Origin of the sequence: Streptomyces sp. NPDC047515 (genome assembly GCF_040643055.1) — a bacterium.
Classification (GTDB): Bacteria; Actinomycetota; Actinomycetes; order Streptomycetales; family Streptomycetaceae; genus Streptomyces.
This window is the reverse complement of sequence record NZ_JBEYTM010000029.1, coordinates 25,617-42,229: the sequence shown is the minus strand read 5'-3', so window position 1 is coordinate 42,229 and position 16,613 is coordinate 25,617. Positions and strand designations below refer to the sequence as shown.

Below are 16,613 nucleotides of genomic sequence, written 5' to 3'. Positions count from 1 at the left end.
GGACCCGCTCGTGAACCGTCAGCGACGGTACTGTCATGCTCGTGACATACGGAGCACGTTCATCGCATGGGTGAGCGCACTGCTGCTCGCACTGACCGCGCTGCCCGCGACCGCGGCCACCACCGGTAAGGCACCCGCCTTCCGCGCCCTGCTGTTCACCCGCGCCGTCGGTTATGTGCACGCCTCCATCCCCGCAGGCATCCAGATGTTCAAGGAGGAGGCGGCCGCCAACAACTTCGCGCTCGTCGAGACCGCCGACCCCGCCGTCTTCGACGAAACCAGGCTCAAGGACTTCGACGTCATCGTCATGCTGCAGAACTCCGGCATGGTCTGGGACACCGAAGCCCAGCGCGAAGCGATGCGGACATACGTGCGCGACGGCGGTGGCGTCGTCGCCATCCACAACACCCTCGACATGGGCATCGAGGACACCTTCCCGTGGTGGGACGAGGCCATCAACGGCGGCGTCCACATGCCCGCACACTCACCGGGTGTCCTCCAGGGAACCGCCGAGGTCGCCGACCGCGTCCACCCCTCCACCACGGGACTCCCGGAGCGCTGGGAGCGCCCCGAGGAGTGGTACAACTTCGACAGGAACCCCCGCGGTGACGTCCACGTCCTGGTCACCGCCGACGAAACCACGTACGACCCCGGCGGTTCCGCCATGGGCGCGGACCACCCCATCTCCTGGTGCCGCAACGCCGAGGGCGGCAGGGTCTGGGCGACCGCCATGGGCCACGACACCGCCTCGTACAGCGAAGCAGCCTTCCGCGCCCATGTCGTCGGCGGCGTCAAGTGGGCCGCGGGCAACAAACCCGGCGACTGCGGCGGCACCGTCTGGAGCGGCTACGAGAAAGTCACCCTCGACGACAACACCGCCGACCCGATGGAGCTCGACGTCGCCGAGGACGGCCGGGTCTTCTACATCCAGCGCAGCGGCGAGGTGAACGTCTACGACCCCGCGACCCACGCCACCACCACCGCGGGCAAGCTCGACGTCTACACCGGCGGCGAGGACGGCCTCGTCGGCATGGAACTCGACCCGGACTTCAAGAAGAACCACTGGATCTACCTCTACTACGCCCCCGCGGGCGTGACCGAGGACGTCAACCGGCTCTCCCGCTTCACGGTCAAGGGGAACACCCTCGAACCGGCCAGTGAGAAGAAGCTGCTCGACGTCCCCGCCTACCGCGACCGCACCTTCCCGGAACCGGGACACACCGGCGGCGCCGTCGAGTTCGGCCCCGACCGCACCCTCTACCTCGGAGTCGGCGACGACACCCCGCCCAACCTCGACCCGAACTGGCAGGGGTACGCCCCGCTCGACTGGCGCGAGGGCAAGCAGATGCTGGACGCCGCCCGCACGGCGGGCAACACCAACGACCTGCGCGGCAAGATCCTGCGCATCAAGCCGAAGGACTCCGGCGGTTACACCATTCCCAAGGGCAATCTCTTCGCCCCCGGAACCGCCAAGACCCGCCCCGAGATCTACGCGATGGGCTTCCGCAATCCGTTCCGCTTCACCGTCGACCCCAAGACGGGGTACGTCCACGCCTCCGACTACGGCCCCGACCGCGGACTGCCCACCACCGACCGGGGACCCGAGGGGTTGGTCGAATACAACGTCATCAAGAAGGCCGGCAACTTCGGCTGGCCGTTCTGCCACGGCAACAACCAGGCGTACGCCCCCTACAACCCGGATACCAAGGAAGTCGGACCCAAGTTCGACTGCGCCAATCCCGTCAATCCCTCGCCGAACAACACCGGGCTGACCGCGCTCCCGCCGGTTCAGCAACCGGAGATCTGGTACGGGTACGGCGCGTCCCAGGAATTCCCCGAGGTCGGCAGCGGTGGCTCCGCCCCGATGAGCGGTCCTGTCTACCACTACGACAAGAAGAACCCGTCCACCACGAAGTTCCCCGCGTACTTCGAGGGCGCGAGCTTCTTCTACGAGTGGTCGCGCAACTTCGTCAAGGAGATCCGGTTCGACAAGGACCAGAAGCTCCTGAAGATCAACGACTTCCTCTCCTCCCAGAAGTTCAACAAGCCGATGGACATGACGTTCGGCCCCGACGGATCGCTCTACGTCCTCGAATGGGGCAGTGCCTTCGGCGGCGGGAACAACGACTCCGGGCTCTACCGCATCGACTACGCACAGGGACAGCGCGCACCGGTCGCCAAGGCTGCCGCCTCCGCCACCGACGGCCCCGTCCCACTGAAGGTCGACTTCTCCAGCGAGGGCAGCAACGACCCCGACGGCGACACGCTCAGCTATGCCTGGGACTTCGACGGTGACGGTACTTACGACTCCACCGACGCGAACCCCAGCCACACCTACACGGTCAAGGGCGACTTCACCGCACAGCTCAAGGTCACCGACTCCACCGGCAAGTCCGGCTACGCCAACATCCCCGTCACCGCCGGGAACACCGCACCCAAGGTGACCATCGACTTCCCGGTCAACGGCAAACTCATCGAGTTCGGCGACAAGATCCCGTACAAGGTCACGGTCACCGACCCGGAGGACGGACCGGTCGACTGCTCCAAGGTCACCGTCAACCCGGCACTGGGACACGACGATCACGAGCACCCCACCACCGACATCCCCGGCTGCGAGGGCACCGTCGACACCGGTGACCTGGGCGGTCACCCCGAAGGCGCGGACCTGACCTACGTTCTCAACGCCAAGTACACCGACAAGGGCGGCGACGGCGTCTCCGCCCTGACCGGCTACGGCCGCGCCGTGCTCCAGCCCAAACACAAGCAGGCAGAATACTGCGACGACCAGTCCGGCACCCGGATCGTCGCCCAGGAAGGCGCTGAGAACGGCAAGCGGATCGGGGACGTCTCGAACGGTGACTGGGTCGCTTTCGAACCGATGAGCGTCGAAGGCATCGGCTCGGTCGGCTACCGGCTGTCCTCGCCGTACGGGGTCGGCGCGATCGAACTGCGCGCGGACGCCCCCGACGGTCCTCTGCTCGCCACCACTCCCGTCCCCAACACGGGAGGTTGGGACAACTATCAGGAGACCCCGGCCGTGCCCGTCCAGGAGCTGAAGGGTACGCACAAGCTGTATCTCGTCTTCACGTCACCGCAGAACAACGCATTCGACGTGGACGCGGTCGACTTCAAGAGTCCCTGACACCACATCGGCGCGCTGCGGGTCCGGTGTGTCGGCACCGGACCCGCAGCGCGTGTCCCTTCTCGGCAGGGTCAGCGGGTACCGACCGCGGCACGTACGGCCCGGCGGGCCATCGCGCAGTCGTCGTGCAGGCGGCGCAGCAGCAGCCGCTGCTCCTCGCTCGACGAGAGCCCACCCGGCCGGTCCTGGCCGGCGCCCGTGGGCACCGGCTCCCGCATCGCCCGCTGGACAGCCGTCTCGTATGTACGGATCTCCCGCGTCAACACCAGCATCAGGTTCACCAGGAACGCGTCCCGCGCCGCAGGTCCCTTGGCCTGCGCCAGCTGACTGATCTGCCGCCGCGCGGCCGGTGCGTCTCCCAGGACCGCCCAGAGCGTCGCGAGGTCGTAGCCCGGCAGATACCAGCCCGCGTGCTCCCAGTCCACCAGCACCGGACCCGCGGGCGACAGCAGGATGTTGGAGAGCAACGCGTCACCGTGACAGAACTGCCCCATGCCCTGACGGCCGCTCGCATGGGCCAGGCCGTGCAGCAGCTTCTGCAGGTCGCCCAGATCGCGGTCGGTGAACAGGCCCAGTTCGTGATAGCGGGCGATCCGCGAGGCGTAGTCCAGAGGCGCGTCGAAGAGGCCCGGAGCCGGCCGCCAGGCATTGATCCGGCTGATCGCACCGAGCGCGGCCCGTACATCGGCACGGGGCGGAGCCTCCGAGGGATGCCGGGTCAGCGCCGCCACCCGGCCGGGCATCCGCTCGATCACCAGGGTGCAGTTCTCCGGGTCGGCCGCGATGAGCCGAGGCACCCGCACCGGCGGGCGGTGCCGGACGAACGCCCGATATGCAGCTATTTCGTGCTGGAACCGTTCCGACCACGCGGGCGAGTGGTCCAGTAAACACTTGGCGACCGCGGTCGTGCGTCCGGTGGACCCGACGAGGAGCACCGAACGGCCGCTGCGACGCAGCACCTGCACCGGGTTGAACTCCGGACAGATGCGGTGCACCGAGGCGATCACCATCCTCAGCTGAGCGCCCTGCGGACCGGACAGGTCCAGCCGCCCGCTGAGCGGTGGACCGCCCAGCCCCCCCGGCCGCCGCGGGCGAACCGTGCCGGGAGCAGGGGGAGCGGCATGCGGAGCGAGGTACGGTCCGACGCCCGCGCCCAGGGGACGAAGCGGCCGGGGTGGGGCGGTCACGGAGGACGATGCTGTGTACATGGGCGAGACAGATCCCTTCGCGCGCCGACAAGTTGCGTGCACCGCCCCGGCCGGCGGCCGTTCGGCACCCTGGGGAGTACCTAGGGCTGCCGGGCGGGGTGGCGCTTTCCTACCTGACATCGGGCAGCGGGTGGCAGACCATCTGGCGGACCCTGGCGAACCCTGGCGAATAGTCGAGACGCATCTGACAGGGGTTACTGTCGACACAGCCGAGAACCTGGGGGCTTGACGTGACCGGAGAACCCAACACCCGCCTGTCCGACCTGTTCGGCCTTGCCGGCTGGTCCAAGGGCGAACTTGCGAGAATGGTGAACCGGCAGGCGGCGGCCATGGGCCACCCGCAACTGGCCACCGACACCTCGCGGGTGAGGCGTTGGATCGACATGGGGGAGTCCCCCCGCGATCCCGTGCCCAAGGTGCTGGCTGCCCTGTTCACCGAGCGGCTCGGTCGTGTCGTGACCATCGAGGATCTCGGGTTCGGCCGACGCGGGCGTGTGGGGAAGCGGCGAGAGGTCGGGACGCAGCACAATCCCGACGGACTGCCGTGGGCGCCCGAGCGGACGGCAGCGGTCCTCACCGAATTCACGGGAATGGACCTCATGCTCAACCGACGCGGCTTGGTGAGCGCGGGCGCCGCGCTCGCCGCAGGATCGACCATCACCGGCCCCATGCACAACTGGCTCCACGCCGACCCTGTCCTGGCGGCCGATGCCCCACGGACCAACGACCCGTTGTACGCGGACCCCACCGGTTTCGACCGGTACGAGGCCGCGCCCATCGGGTCGGAGGAGATCGAGGCGCTCGAACGGTCCGTCGAGGTGTTCCGCGCCTGGGACGCGTCCCGGGGCGGCGGGCTCCAGCGCAAGGCGGTGGTGGGCCAGCTCAACGAGGTGGGCGGCATGCTCGCCTACCGTCACCCCGACCATCTTCAGCGCCGTCTCTGGGGCGTCGCCGCCAACCTCGCGGTGCTCGCGGGATGGATGTCCCACGACATCGGCCTCGAACCCACCGCCCAGAAGTACTTCGTCATCGCCGCCCACGCGGCGCGCGAGGGCGGCGATCGCCCGCGCGCGGGCGAGGCGCTCTCCAGGGCGGCCCGTCAGATGGTCCACCTGGGCCGCCCCGACGACGCCCTGGACCTGATGAAGCTCGCCAAGTCCGGCTCCGGCGACATGGTTCTGCCACGCACCCAGGCGATGCTGCACACCATCGAGGCCTGGGCGCAGGCGTCCATGGGCCACGGTCAGGCGATGCGCCGCACACTGGGCAAGGCCGAGGAGCTCTTCGTATCCGACAAGAGCGATGTGCCGCCGCCCAGTTGGATGCAGCTGTTCGACGAGGCGGATCTGCACGGCATGCGGGCCCTGGCGTTCCGTACGCTCGCCGAACACGACCCGTCGGCGGCGATCGTGGCTCAGCGCCATGCCAAGCAGGCCTTGGAGCTCCGGGCCAACGGACGCCAGCGTTCCAAGATCTTCGACTACATCTCACTCGCCTCGGCATGCTTCATCGCCGACGATCCGGAGCAGGCCGACCGCTATGCGCGGCTCGCCCTGGTGACGATGGGGGAGACCTCGTCGCACCGCACCTGGGACCGGCTGCGCGAGATGTACCGGCTGACGGGCCAGTTCGCGGGCTACGCCAAGATCGAGGACCTGCGCGAGGAGATCAAGCTCGCCCTGCCGCAGAGCTCCATCATCAAGCAGCCCAGGCGTTCGTCGGAGATCTGAACATGCGGGCCCCGCGATGAGGGGGCGCCGCCCATCACGTCCGATGACCGACTGATCGACCGACCACGGTCCGGCCGTCGCATGTCCGAGTACGGCACCCGTGGATCGTGTCGTGTCCGGTGTTCCGTGTGCCCGCTGTCCTCGCGCACGTGCCGCTGTGCCCTACGCCCCGATGCGGGCGATCAGCACGCACGCGTCGTCCAGGCGCTCGGTGCCACTGAACTCCGTGACGACCGACCGCACGCACTCACGTGCCGTACGGGCCTGTGCGAAGCGGGGGGCGAGTGCGAGCAGGGCGTCCGGGCCCGCAACCCGGTCCCTGTGGCGGTTCAGCCCGTCGGTGTGCAGGACCAGCACATCACCGGGCAGCAGGTGCACTTCGTCCTGCTCGTACGCGACACCGGAGGTCGCGCCGAGCAGGACCCCGTCCGGTGGCAGCAGCGGGCGCCCCTGCCCGTCGCGGAACAGCAGCGGTGCGGGGTGCCCCGCCTGTGCCCAGGTCAGGGCGCCGGTGGACGGATCGAAACGGCAGCACACCGCGCTGCCGAGAGCGGGCTGGACGGAGGACTCCAGTAACTGATTGAGATGGCCCATCAGGGCCCCCGGCTCGATGCCGGCCACGGCCATCCCGCGCAGCGCGCCCAGCAGCATCGCCATCGCCGAGGTGGCCTGGATGCCGTGGCCGGTCAGGTCTCCGACGGTGAGGACGGTTCGGCCGTCCGGCAGTTCCAGCGCGTCGTACCAGTCGCCGCCGATCAGCGAACTGGACCGAGAGGGAAGGTAGTGGGCCGCGACATCCAGCGCGCCCACCCCCTGCGAAGGGAGCCGCAGGGAGTCCCGCCACGGCGGAAGCACGGTTTCCTGCAGTTCGACCGCCATCCGGTGCTCGGTCTGTGCTCTGTGCTGTCGACGTCGCAGCGAGTCGTGGTTCGTGCGTACTGCTTGCTGGCTGCGCCGCAGCTCGCTGACGTCGCGCAGGACTGCCCACATGGACGCCGTGCAGCCGTCCGCGTCGAGGACGGGCTCGCCCATCATGTGGAGCGTGCGCATCCGGCCGTCGGTCCGCAGGACGCGGAATTCACCGTCTATCGGCCTGCCGTCGACCAGACAGTCCGTCACCATGGCGGTGACCAGGGGCTGGTCCTCGGGAAGGAGCATGGAGGGTAGCTCGTCCAGCGAGAGCGGCCCCGCGTCGGGGGATCTGCCGAAGATCTGGAACAGCTCCTCGGACCAGGTGACCTCGTCGGTCAGCAGATTCCACTCGGCGCTGCCCACCCTGCCGATGAGGGAACCGGGCTCCGACCGGTCGAGGGGCTCGTCGGAGGCGTCGAATGCCGAGGTGCCCGCGGGCTCTTCGGGCGTCTGCGGCGGCTCCGGCGGAAGGCCCTCTCTGAGCTGCCCCAGATGCGTGCCGAGATCGTCGAGATGATGGACCGCCAGATCGCAGAGCGCACGCCGCCAGCGCATCTGCGGGTCTTCCTCGTCGATCAGCATCATGTTCGGCCGCACGGCATCCACATCGCCACGCAGCCGACGGGTCCGGCTGATCAACACGTCGACGGCACGGCGTTCGGGTGGCTGGGGGGCGGGGCGGTCCGCGGACAGATGGGACGGCATCTCGTACTCCGATACAGGCGCGGCGCGACCAGGTCTGAAAGGTGGACCGAGGACGACTGTTGCACAGGCCGCGGGGGCTCGTAAGGGATTTGGCAACACTCGATACGTTGTTGCTTCTGGCATATGCCACCGGCGGTGCGAAGCGTCGATCCGTCGAACAGCCTTGCTGTCGGAGGGTGTTGGCGCACGTTGCCCGGCGTGCACAGATGGCCGGGCACCCGCGCGCGCCGTGCCGGCTGGACTGCGTCGGCTGCGCCGCGAGTCGCGCGCACGGCATCGATGGCTGCAGCCCGCCTGATGTCCTAGCGGTGTTGGTCGAACGGTTCCAATGTCAGTCGCCTCAGCTGCCGAACGGCCCCGTCAGGTTCGTGGGTGGCGTCCAGCAGACCCTGGTAGGCGGCTTGCCTGCGGTCCCTGCGCCATTTCCGGTGCTCGACGCGCAGTTCGCGACATCGAGTGCGATCTCGCGCAGCCTCTTCACGTATCTGCTGTCGTTCCAGGGCTTCGTTTCGGCGCCGCTCGGTCCGAGCGGTCGCGAACGCTGTGGGTTCACTGCCGAGGAGGGTGCCGCGGATTGCGACGACTGTCGTGATCAAGCTACTCGCCATGGAAGGACAGTTTGATGGGTCGGATTCGGCCATGTCGCTCGCGCGCAGGAGCGACATGCTCGAACCGGCCCGTCGCGCAGTGGCGCAGCGGACGCCGGGGACGTCCGTGCGCCGCGTCCACGTTCGACAGCTCGACGTGCAGCCCTGCCGGATCTGTCCCGGCCGGTACAGCGGGCCGGCGTCCCAGCGCACTCAGCCGCGCGTCTGGGTTCGCTGAGACAGAACCCCGAACGACTCGGTCCGCCGAGAAAGCGACTTGATCGGGTGGGACAGGACAGGGGGAATGCGGCCGGACCTTCTCGTGTTACGACACCAGAACGAAAACGACACCCATTCTCGCCAGGGGAATCGGGGTCGAGGAGGAGTCTGGAGGCGTACATGGCACGCAGTGAGGCCCGCCCCGTGGTGACACTCCGGTCCACGGCCGGAACGGGGCAGAGGTATGTGACGCGCAAGAGCCGCCGGAACAACCCCGACCGGCTGGTCCTGCGCAAGTTCGATCCCGCCGTGGGGCGGCACGTCCTCTTCCGTGAGGAACGCTGAACACCGGCTCGTACGGCCCTCTCGTGGCGCCAGGAAAGGAACGTGCATGAAGTCCCGTATCCACCCCGTTTCCCGTCCGGTGGTCTTCCGTGACCGCGCCGCGGGGGCGGCCTTTCTGACCCGCTCGACCATGCCCGTGAGCTCGGATGCGCGGGTGACGTGGGAGGACGGCCTGAGCTATCCCGTCGTCGACGTGGAGACCTCGTCGGCGAGCCACCCGTTCTGCACCGGGACGAAGCAGGTGCTGGACACGGCCGGCCGCATCGAACGGTTCAATCGGCGCTACGGTGGCCGGACGTCCGCGGGAAGCTGATCCGCGTCACCCTGAAGCGGTGATTCCGTGCTCCGGATCACAGTCAAGGGCGCGAGTTCCCGGGAACGCGGCGCGATGGTTTATCGTTCACCCATATGTGGATGTCGCGTATCGCGCCCACACCCGAACCGCCCCGGCTGGATTCCCCCGATCCGGCCGGGGCATCCTTCTGTCCCATGGGGGGCGAGCCGGTCACGCCTGGCCCCCGACGCCGATGGGCCGGGCCGGAACCCCGTACCCGGAATCGACAGGGCCGCCAGGCGGAGGCGGCAGGCCTCGTGCGGAAGCGCGTCGCGGACCGTGCCACCGCGGCCACGCGGTGGTGGACAGGCCCGGACCGCGGTCAGCCCCGCCGCGGCTTCCTGGGCACCGCCTCGATCAGTAACGCACCCGCCGCCGGCAGCACGGCCACCGCAGCCGCGGCGCCCGGCCAGAGCCGTACCGTCAGCGCGGTCACGGCCGCGCCCGCCACGACCGCGATCAGCCGGCCGGCCACCCAGCGGTCTCCCCGGTCCCACGACCGCAGCGCCAGGCGGCCGACGAACGACGTGAGCGTGCCGGTGAAGTAGTTGGTGGGCGTCGCGCGGATACGGCCCTGAATCCCCATGGCCGCGGCGAGGAGCACCAGCAGCCTCAGCAGGTCCCCGGTGGAGGTGATCAGGTCCAGTGACCACAGCACGGCCCCCGCTGCGAGCAGCGCCACTTCGACCAGCAGCATCCAGGGCAGAGGCCATCGCCACCGCTCGCTCATCCACGCACCGCACACGACGCCGATGCTGTACGCGACGAGCGCGGTGATCACCCGCAGGGCCACCCCGTGCTCCCCGACACCGGCGGCGGAAGCGCCCAGCAGAACCAGATTCCCGGTCATCACCCCGGCGAAGACCTGGCCGACACAGATGAAGGCGAACGCATCCGCCGCTCCGGAAGCGGCCGACAGCAGCAACAGAGCCCATTCGCTCCACGAATCGCGCCCAGTGGCGGGAAGAACAGGAGTAGACACGCCTGCATTCTCGACTCAGCGCCGCCGAAGGCGCCGCACACCGCCTGCCCGGCGCGGCGAGCCGGGCACGGTCGGTCATCGGCACCCGGCGGATCCGCACGGCGGAGCACCCGCAACACACCGACGCACAGGTCGCCGCTGCCGTATGGTTCTGCACGGTGAACAGACACATAGCCTTCGAGCGACTGCACAACTTCCGTGACATGGGCGGGTACCGGGCGGACGGCGGCCGCCGGGTCCGCTGGGGGCGGCTCTACCGTTCCGACTCGCTGGGCAAGCTCAGCGGCGAGGACTGGGACCGCTTTCTCGGCCTCGGCGTCCGCACGGTCATCGATCTCCGCTACGAGTGGGAGATCGCCGCCAAGGGGCGCGTACCCGACGCACCGGGACTGGGTTACCACCACCTCAGCATCGAACACCGGCCTTACGACCAGGCGGCCCTGGGGCCGGAGGTGGAGACCGGACGCTTCCTGGCCGACCGGTACGCGGAGGTCGCCCACGACGGAGTCGCCGAACTCCGCCGCGCGCTGGACGTGCTCGCAGCCGAGGACAGCGCGCCGGCCGTCTTCCACTGCGCGTCGGGCAAGGACCGCACCGGGCTGCTTGCCGCGCTCGTCCTGTCCCTGCTCGGTGTGTCCGAGGACGACATCGTCGCCGACTTCACCCTCACCGAACTCGCCACCGAACGACTCCTGGCCGACTGGCGGGCGGACCACGCCGACCGGGAACCGGAGTGGCCCGGGTACGGCAGGGCTCCCGCCGATGTCATGCGGTTCTTCCTGGCCGATCTCGCCGCGGCCCACGGCTCCGTTCACGACTACGCCGCCGAACTCCTGGGTGTGGACGAGGAACTGGTGGCGGCGCTGCGCAGAAACCTCCTCGTACCCGTCGGCGAAGACGGGCCGGCCGGCAGCGGCACGACGGTCGGGAGTGGCTGAACCAGCGCACGCCGGTCCGCGGGGGCGATGCGCGCCCGCGCGGACCGGCGTGCGTGCCCGCTCACCGAAGCGGCCATCGGTATCACCACACCCACCACGGCCACTCGGTCGACGGCGCCCGCCGTCGGCGGGTGAAACCCCTGGCCCGATCCGGCGCGCGCCAGGCAAGATCATGGGATGACATACGCAACGGCGTTGACATGGACAGCACCTGATGTAGAGCGCACACCCGGTTCACTCGTGGCCGGTGAACGGGAGATGCTCACGGGCCACCTCGCGTGGTTCCGCAGCAGCCTCTTGCACAAATGCGCCGGCCTGACCGGAGAACAGCTGGCCGAACAGACGGTCCCCCCGTCCAATCTCACGCTCCTCGGCCTGATCCGCCACATGGCGAAGGTCGAACGCGTCTGGTTCCGGCAGCGGTTCGCCGGTCAGACGCTCGATCCGATGTACGACCCGGAGAAGGGCAAGGACGCGGACTTCGAGGACCTGGACCCGGCCCGCGCCGCCGAGGACTACGCGCGCCTCGTCGAGGAATGCCGACTGGCGGACACGATCGTCGCCGACGCCTCGTTGGACGACACCTTCACCCACGCCGGCGAGGTGTACTCGCTGCGCCTGGTCCACGTCCACATGATCGGGGAGTACGCGCGCCACATCGGGCACGCCGATCTTCTGCGCGAACGCACCGATGGTGTGACGGGGGCATGATGCGCCACTGAGCCAGGGTCCTTCGTTCGGATCGGGCCGGGTCGGCGAGCGCGGCATGCGAGCCCGGCGGGATCCGAACGGAAGACTCCGGCGGCGCAGGAGCCGTCCGGGCGCCGGACGTTCCGGAGCGGAGACCGGCAACCACGGGCACCCTCACGGTCCGGCACGTCCACCAAGCGGGCCGAACCACCGGGCGCGTCAGGTGCGAGCCGTTACGATCCGCTCCGTCATGCGCTGTTGCTCCGGACCGCCCGCCACCGGCGTGTACGACCAGACGAATCGCCGTTGCCCGTCGACGGTCGAGTACATCCCGGAGTGGTAGCCGTGCTGTTCACCGGTCTTGCCCCAGAACGTGACCCCGTCGACCGTCGCGGTCCGAAGGCCTGCTGAGCAGCGAGCAGGGGATCAGTCCAGCATCCGCACGTGTCCGGGCGGCAACGCGAACATGTGCCGCAGCAGCCGTGGCCGCAGCATCCGGCCAGGCGGGGAGCGCCGCGTACCGCCGACGCGGAGCTGGGCCCCGGTCGCCGAGGGGTGTCGCAGATCATCGAAGACGGCCTGCAGGGCATGCGGCGACTGTGGCGGAGAAAGGGCTGGGGCTCCGGTCACTCTTTCGTGTGGGGGGCGAGAGGGCTCGGGGGCCGGTGGGGGACCGTTCTCCGGGGGCCGATCGTCGCTTCCGACCGGTCAGAGGGCGAGGTCGCCCAGGCCGGGATGACCGTCCGGTCGGCGGCCCAGCGGCCAGTGGTACTTCCGGTCGGCTTCCCGGATCGGTACGTCGTTGATGGAGGCGTGCCGCACGCTCATGAGCCCGTTCGCGTCGAACTCCCAGTTCTCATTGCCGTACGAGCGGTACCAGTTGCCCGAGTCGTCATGCCATTCGTAGGCGAACCGCACCGCGATCCGGTTGCCCTCGAACGCCCAGAGTCCCTTGATGAGCCGGTAGTCGAGTTCCCTGGCCCACTTCCGGGTGAGGAACGCGATGATTTCCTCGCGTCCGGTGACCCATTCCGCGCGGTTTCTCCACCGGGAGTCCTCGGTGTAGGCCGGTGCCACCTTTTCGGGCGTACGGGAGTTCCAACCGTCCTCTGCCAGCCGGACCTTCTCGATCGCCGACTCGTGCGTGAACGGCGGAACGGGAGGACGTACCGTCATGGTCTCTCCTGTGATTGTTGACCTCGGCGTCGGTCTTGAGCCTATGGGCTGTGAGGTCGATGAGGGCTGTCCGAAAGTCGCTGTCGGCGTCGATTCCCGCCGAGTCGACGCCCTTGACGTGGATGCGTCGATGGTTATGGTCTAGTCCAAGTGCAAGGCCGCTGTTCGAACGCCTGCTGCTTCACGGCGTACGCGGTGGTGGATCTTGCCGTGCCCTTCGCGCCTCTTGGCCCCCACACTGGAGAGGCTGGCCTGTCATCGCTCGGGCCCCCACAGCCCGATCGTGCGCAGCGACGCCTCATGTGAAGGAGAAGCATGCACGCGAAAAGGAAGACAGCCGCAGCCATCGGTGCCTTGCTCGCACCTCTCCTGGCCCTGAGCCTTCCGGTCGGTTCCGCCGATGCCCACGGATACATCTCGTCACCACCGAGCCGCCAGGCCCAGTGTGCTGCCGGGACCGTGAGCTGCGGAGACATCAAGTACGAGCCGCAGAGCGTGGAAGGCCCCAAGGGGCTCACCAGCTGCAGCGGAGGCAACGGCCGGTTCGCCGAACTCGACGACGACTCCAAGGGGTGGAAGGTTACCCCGGTGAGCGGGACCACGTCCTTCCAGTGGGTCCTGACCGCCCGGCACGCCACGAGCACGTGGCAGTACTTCGCGGGCGGCCAAAAGATCGCCGAGTTCAACGACAACGGCGCACGGCCCGGCGCCACCGTTACTCATCAGGTGAACTTCGGCGGCCTGACGGGCAAGCAGAAGGTCCTCGCCGTCTGGAACATCGCCGACACCGCCAATGCCTTCTACGCGTGCATCGACGTGAACATCGGCTGACCGACGGGACGGTGTCGGCGCCCCGGAACGGGTGCCGGCACCGATCCCTCCGGACCGATGGGACGCCTGGCCGTCGGGAGGCCCACGCGAACCGGTCCGAGCAGGGGATCGCGTACGACGCGCGGGCGGTCGAGAACTGCCCCGCAGAGTGCGATCAGCATCGTCCAGACGGCGCTGACGTGCATGGCCGTGGATGACGCGTCATCGGCGGCACGCCGCCAGGGCGGGCCGGTGGAACGCGGTGGCGGCATGCCGGGCCTGTTCGGCGGAGAATCCGGGCCTGGTCCCGTACCGGGCCGGGCTGATCGTGCAGCGTGGTTCGATCCCGCGTCGATAGGTGATGGACATCATCGTGTCGCCCACCGCGATCCCGAGCAGGCTGCCGGTCTGTCGCACGGTGTTGGTGACGGCCGATCCGGCGCCGGCCCGTTCCAGCGGCAGGCTGCTCAACAGCGCCGCCTGCTCGGGAGGGCCCGCGGGGTGGCCGGTCGTGAGGTGACCGGATTCCTGGGCGGCCGGGACATGGACGGCGTCTGCCGCGCCGGTGCCATGCCGTGCCACCCGGATCGCCGGGCCCTGCCGAGGGGAGCCTGTCCAGTTCCGAAAGCCGGTGGCCGCCGGCCGTGTGCGGTCCGGCTGCCGTGGCCTGGCAGGCAACGCCTCGCCGCCCGGTCCGGCGCGGTGGGCGCATTGGGCTGTCAGGTGCCGGTCGGTGCGAGTGTCCGAACGGGGGCGTTCGGACGGGAACCCCGGCCCGATTCCGGCGGGCCGGGGTTCCGTGTCAGGTGAGTGACTCGGTTACCACCGGCCCTCGTGGCGGCGGTCGATCACCCGGAAGCTGCCCACGACACCGTCGCGGACGTGGACGCCGCCCCGGACGTGGCCCGGGAAGACGCCGTCGCTGGAGCTGTGAGGTCCTACGGTGGCGATGGGGGCACCGTTGTCGCAGGTGGCCCCGCGGAAGACCTCGATGGTCCGGCGGCTGTCGTTGCGGATGTTGAGGCTCCTGGAGCCGAGGCCGCTGACTACGGTGATGCAGCCGCCCCGCTCGTCGGAGTACGTGCGCTCGTTGATGTGGATCCGGCCTTCGTAGCGCTCCTCCTCGTGGCCACGACGCTCGTAGCCACGGCCCTCTTCGCCCCTGCCCTCGTTGCCCTTGCCCTCGTTGCCCTTGCCGGCGTCGCCGCCGTTGAGGGCCGAAACGGGGGCGGGGGCCTGCTGGACGACGGGGGCGGCCTGGGCCGGCTCGGAGGTGGCGGCCGACGCGTAGGTGATGCCGGTGGCGGCCAGAGCCGCGGCGGCCGCTACCGCGGCGGTAACAACGGTGGAACGGGTAGCCATGTCACTTCTCCTGTCTCAGAGAGGCCGACTGAGCAGCCGACCCGAGATTGAACGTACTGACGGTCCACATACCTGTCATATCGGGCATGTTGTCGAGAGGGGCCGCATCTCCGATCGAGGGACAAGAAGTACGCCAAATGCTATTTCCTGATAATCATATGATTTCCCAACTAGGCTCGAAAATGGCTGAGTTGATGTGTCGTTAGCCCGTCCGGGCGACTTCCTGATTCCCGCTCACCCCGGTGCCTGCGTGTCTGTCTTTGACACCACCCGAAATCACGTCACGCCACAGCTCTGAATGCCCGCCTTTCGCGCTCTGACCTGCGACAACGATTTTGATGAACCGTAGCTGCGGCGGGCTCGCCTCTCGGCTGCCCGGTCGTAGGCGCCAAGCCGGGCGAACGCGGAGCCGTCGCGATGGGGCCGATCCGCGGCCGATTTCGGCGGCATGAACCGCGACGCGCCGGGAATCCGTGAGAGTGCGACGGGCGTGGATGGGGGTGGGCGCGTCCCGGAGTCGTGCGTCGTCCCTTCTCGCGGTCGACGTCAGGTCGTGCTGGGGCGACTGTGCGTGGGGGAGGCCGGGGGTCGGTGGCTCCGCCTTGGAGGACCGCCCTGCGGGCGAATCTGTGAGGGAGCGGTCCATTCGACGTGCTTCCAACAGCACCAGACGGCGTGCCTGCTGTCTCCATGTCCGAATAACGGCATTGCGTGGGTGCTCTGGGTGAGTGAACGGATACTCTTTGTCAGCTGCCTGATTGATCATCAGTATCCGAGGGGACTTCTCAATGAACCGCATGCGCAACGTACTTGCCGTGCTCGGCGTCACTGCTGGGCTGGTCACGGCCCCTGCAGCGAGCGCCTCAGCGAAGCCGGAAGACCGGACGCCCGCGTCCGTGACCCGGCACGAGCCCTGCACCGGCGAGTTCCGTGGCGATGCCCGGCTCGGCCCGAAGTGGCTTCCGAACAAGCGGCTGGCCCCCGTGGGCCCGCTCCTGAAGGGGTACAAGCGCACTGGCTCCCTGTCCCCGCAGGCCTTCCTGAAGAAGTACTGGGAAGGTCCCGCCGACTCCGGCAGCTGGAAGTACCCGCCCAACGACGGCTTCGGTCAGGTCAACGGCCAGATCGACAAGGAGCCGAGCAAGATGCGTCCAGGCCAGCGTCTGGACCGTTTCGGCTCTGAGTACGGCGGTTACCTGGCGCCTGCCGGCGACTCGTACGCAGAGCGTGCGCTGCCGCCGCAGAACCTCAACACCCGTGAGGCGCAAGTCGCTTGCGACTACCGCGTCTACAAGGTGGCCAAGCCGTTCTGGGTGTGGCAGGGCAGCATCGCCCCGTGGTTCGAGCAGCCGGGGGGCGGTCAGCAGATCAAGCTCGACGCGGTCTTCCTGGACCCGGGCCAGGGGCAGCGGCTGAACGTCAAGTGGCTGCTGGAGCACGCCTACCTCACGCCCGCCGGCGCGTAGCTTCAGC

14 protein-coding genes are annotated in these 16,613 nt (G+C 68.9%); 8 read left to right on the top strand and 6 right to left on the bottom strand.

Annotated elements, in window-relative coordinates:
• Positions 1-70: 70 nt before the first annotated feature.
• A complete protein-coding gene (locus ABZ826_RS23140) occupies positions 71-3,142 on the top strand; it encodes a ThuA domain-containing protein (protein WP_361451311.1) in 3,072 nt (1,023 codons plus the stop codon).
• A 71-nt stretch (positions 3,143-3,213) separates the two neighbouring features.
• On the opposite strand, the gene ABZ826_RS23135 is transcribed toward ABZ826_RS23140, so the two are convergent.
• Positions 3,214-4,350, bottom strand: coding sequence for an aminoglycoside phosphotransferase family protein (locus tag ABZ826_RS23135; RefSeq protein ID WP_361451308.1), 1,137 nt, complete (start codon positions 4,348-4,350; stop codon positions 3,214-3,216).
• A gap of 230 nt (positions 4,351-4,580) precedes the next feature.
• Here ABZ826_RS23135 and ABZ826_RS23130 point away from each other — a divergent pair, with 230 nt between their 5' ends.
• Positions 4,581-6,080 carry a hypothetical protein gene (locus ABZ826_RS23130; protein WP_361451305.1) on the top strand — a complete coding sequence of 500 codons (1,500 nt, stop codon included), beginning with the start codon at positions 4,581-4,583 and terminating at the stop codon, positions 6,078-6,080.
• Between the two features lie 162 nt (positions 6,081-6,242).
• Here the strand turns inward: ABZ826_RS23130 and ABZ826_RS23125 are convergent, their stop codons facing one another.
• On the bottom strand, positions 6,243-7,697 hold the full coding sequence (locus tag ABZ826_RS23125; protein WP_361451302.1) for a SpoIIE family protein phosphatase: 1,455 nt from the start codon (positions 7,695-7,697) through the stop codon (positions 6,243-6,245).
• A gap of 986 nt (positions 7,698-8,683) precedes the next feature.
• Between ABZ826_RS23125 and rpmG the strand changes: the two genes are divergently transcribed.
• Positions 8,684-8,848 carry a 50S ribosomal protein L33 gene (gene rpmG / locus ABZ826_RS23120; RefSeq protein ID WP_361451299.1) on the top strand — a complete coding sequence of 55 codons (165 nt, stop codon included), beginning with the start codon at positions 8,684-8,686 and terminating at the stop codon, positions 8,846-8,848.
• 46 nt (positions 8,849-8,894) lie between these two features.
• Positions 8,895-9,161, top strand: a complete 267-nt coding sequence (locus tag ABZ826_RS23115; protein ID WP_361451296.1) for a type B 50S ribosomal protein L31 — start codon at positions 8,895-8,897, stop codon at positions 9,159-9,161.
• 343 nt (positions 9,162-9,504) lie between these two features.
• Here ABZ826_RS23115 and ABZ826_RS23110 read toward each other — a convergent pair whose 3' ends face one another.
• Positions 9,505-10,107, bottom strand: coding sequence for a YoaK family protein (locus ABZ826_RS23110; protein WP_361451438.1), 603 nt, complete (start codon positions 10,105-10,107; stop codon positions 9,505-9,507).
• Positions 10,108-10,322: 215 nt separating this feature from the next.
• Between ABZ826_RS23110 and ABZ826_RS23105 the strand changes: the two genes are divergently transcribed.
• Both ABZ826_RS23105 and ABZ826_RS23100 read left to right on the top strand, forming a co-directional pair.
• Complete coding sequence (locus tag ABZ826_RS23105; protein ID WP_361451293.1) at positions 10,323-11,102, top strand: tyrosine-protein phosphatase; 780 nt, start codon at positions 10,323-10,325, stop codon at positions 11,100-11,102.
• A 195-nt stretch (positions 11,103-11,297) separates the two neighbouring features.
• A complete protein-coding gene (locus ABZ826_RS23100) occupies positions 11,298-11,813 on the top strand; it encodes a DinB family protein (protein ID WP_361451435.1) in 516 nt (171 codons plus the stop codon).
• A 687-nt stretch (positions 11,814-12,500) separates the two neighbouring features.
• On the opposite strand, the gene ABZ826_RS23095 is transcribed toward ABZ826_RS23100, so the two are convergent.
• Positions 12,501-12,968 carry a nuclear transport factor 2 family protein gene (locus ABZ826_RS23095; protein ID WP_361451290.1) on the bottom strand — a complete coding sequence of 156 codons (468 nt, stop codon included), beginning with the start codon at positions 12,966-12,968 and terminating at the stop codon, positions 12,501-12,503.
• Positions 12,969-13,283: 315 nt separating this feature from the next.
• On the opposite strand from ABZ826_RS23095, the gene ABZ826_RS23090 reads away from it, so the two are divergent.
• Complete coding sequence (locus ABZ826_RS23090) at positions 13,284-13,799, top strand: lytic polysaccharide monooxygenase auxiliary activity family 9 protein (RefSeq protein ID WP_361451287.1); 516 nt, start codon at positions 13,284-13,286, stop codon at positions 13,797-13,799.
• Positions 13,800-14,000: 201 nt separating this feature from the next.
• Here ABZ826_RS23090 and ABZ826_RS23085 read toward each other — a convergent pair whose 3' ends face one another.
• A complete protein-coding gene (locus tag ABZ826_RS23085; RefSeq protein ID WP_361451284.1) occupies positions 14,001-14,360 on the bottom strand; it encodes a hypothetical protein in 360 nt (119 codons plus the stop codon).
• Between the two features lie 237 nt (positions 14,361-14,597).
• On the bottom strand, positions 14,598-15,140 hold the full coding sequence (locus ABZ826_RS23080) for a hypothetical protein (protein ID WP_361451281.1): 543 nt from the start codon (positions 15,138-15,140) through the stop codon (positions 14,598-14,600).
• A 788-nt stretch (positions 15,141-15,928) separates the two neighbouring features.
• Between ABZ826_RS23080 and ABZ826_RS23075 the strand changes: the two genes are divergently transcribed.
• On the top strand, positions 15,929-16,606 hold the full coding sequence (locus ABZ826_RS23075; protein WP_361451278.1) for a TNT domain-containing protein: 678 nt from the start codon (positions 15,929-15,931) through the stop codon (positions 16,604-16,606).
• The last annotated feature ends 7 nt before the right edge of the window (positions 16,607-16,613 follow it).

Bases quoted from the DNA above. Each gene is read 5' to 3' on its own strand.
- ABZ826_RS23135 (WP_361451308.1), bottom strand. From the start codon at position 4,350: ATGTACACAGCATCGTCCTCCGTGACCGCCCCACCCCGGCCGCTTCGT.
- ABZ826_RS23125 (WP_361451302.1), bottom strand. From the start codon at position 7,697: ATGCCGTCCCATCTGTCCGCGGACCGCCCCGCCCCCCAGCCACCCGAA.
- rpmG (WP_361451299.1), top strand. From the start codon at position 8,684: ATGGCACGCAGTGAGGCCCGCCCCGTGGTGACACTCCGGTCCACGGCC.
- ABZ826_RS23115 (WP_361451296.1), top strand. From the start codon at position 8,895: ATGAAGTCCCGTATCCACCCCGTTTCCCGTCCGGTGGTCTTCCGTGAC.
- ABZ826_RS23095 (WP_361451290.1), bottom strand. From the start codon at position 12,968: ATGACGGTACGTCCTCCCGTTCCGCCGTTCACGCACGAGTCGGCGATC.
- ABZ826_RS23090 (WP_361451287.1), top strand. From the start codon at position 13,284: ATGCACGCGAAAAGGAAGACAGCCGCAGCCATCGGTGCCTTGCTCGCA.
- ABZ826_RS23080 (WP_361451281.1), bottom strand. From the start codon at position 15,140: ATGGCTACCCGTTCCACCGTTGTTACCGCCGCGGTAGCGGCCGCCGCG.
- ABZ826_RS23075 (WP_361451278.1), top strand. From the start codon at position 15,929: ATGAACCGCATGCGCAACGTACTTGCCGTGCTCGGCGTCACTGCTGGG.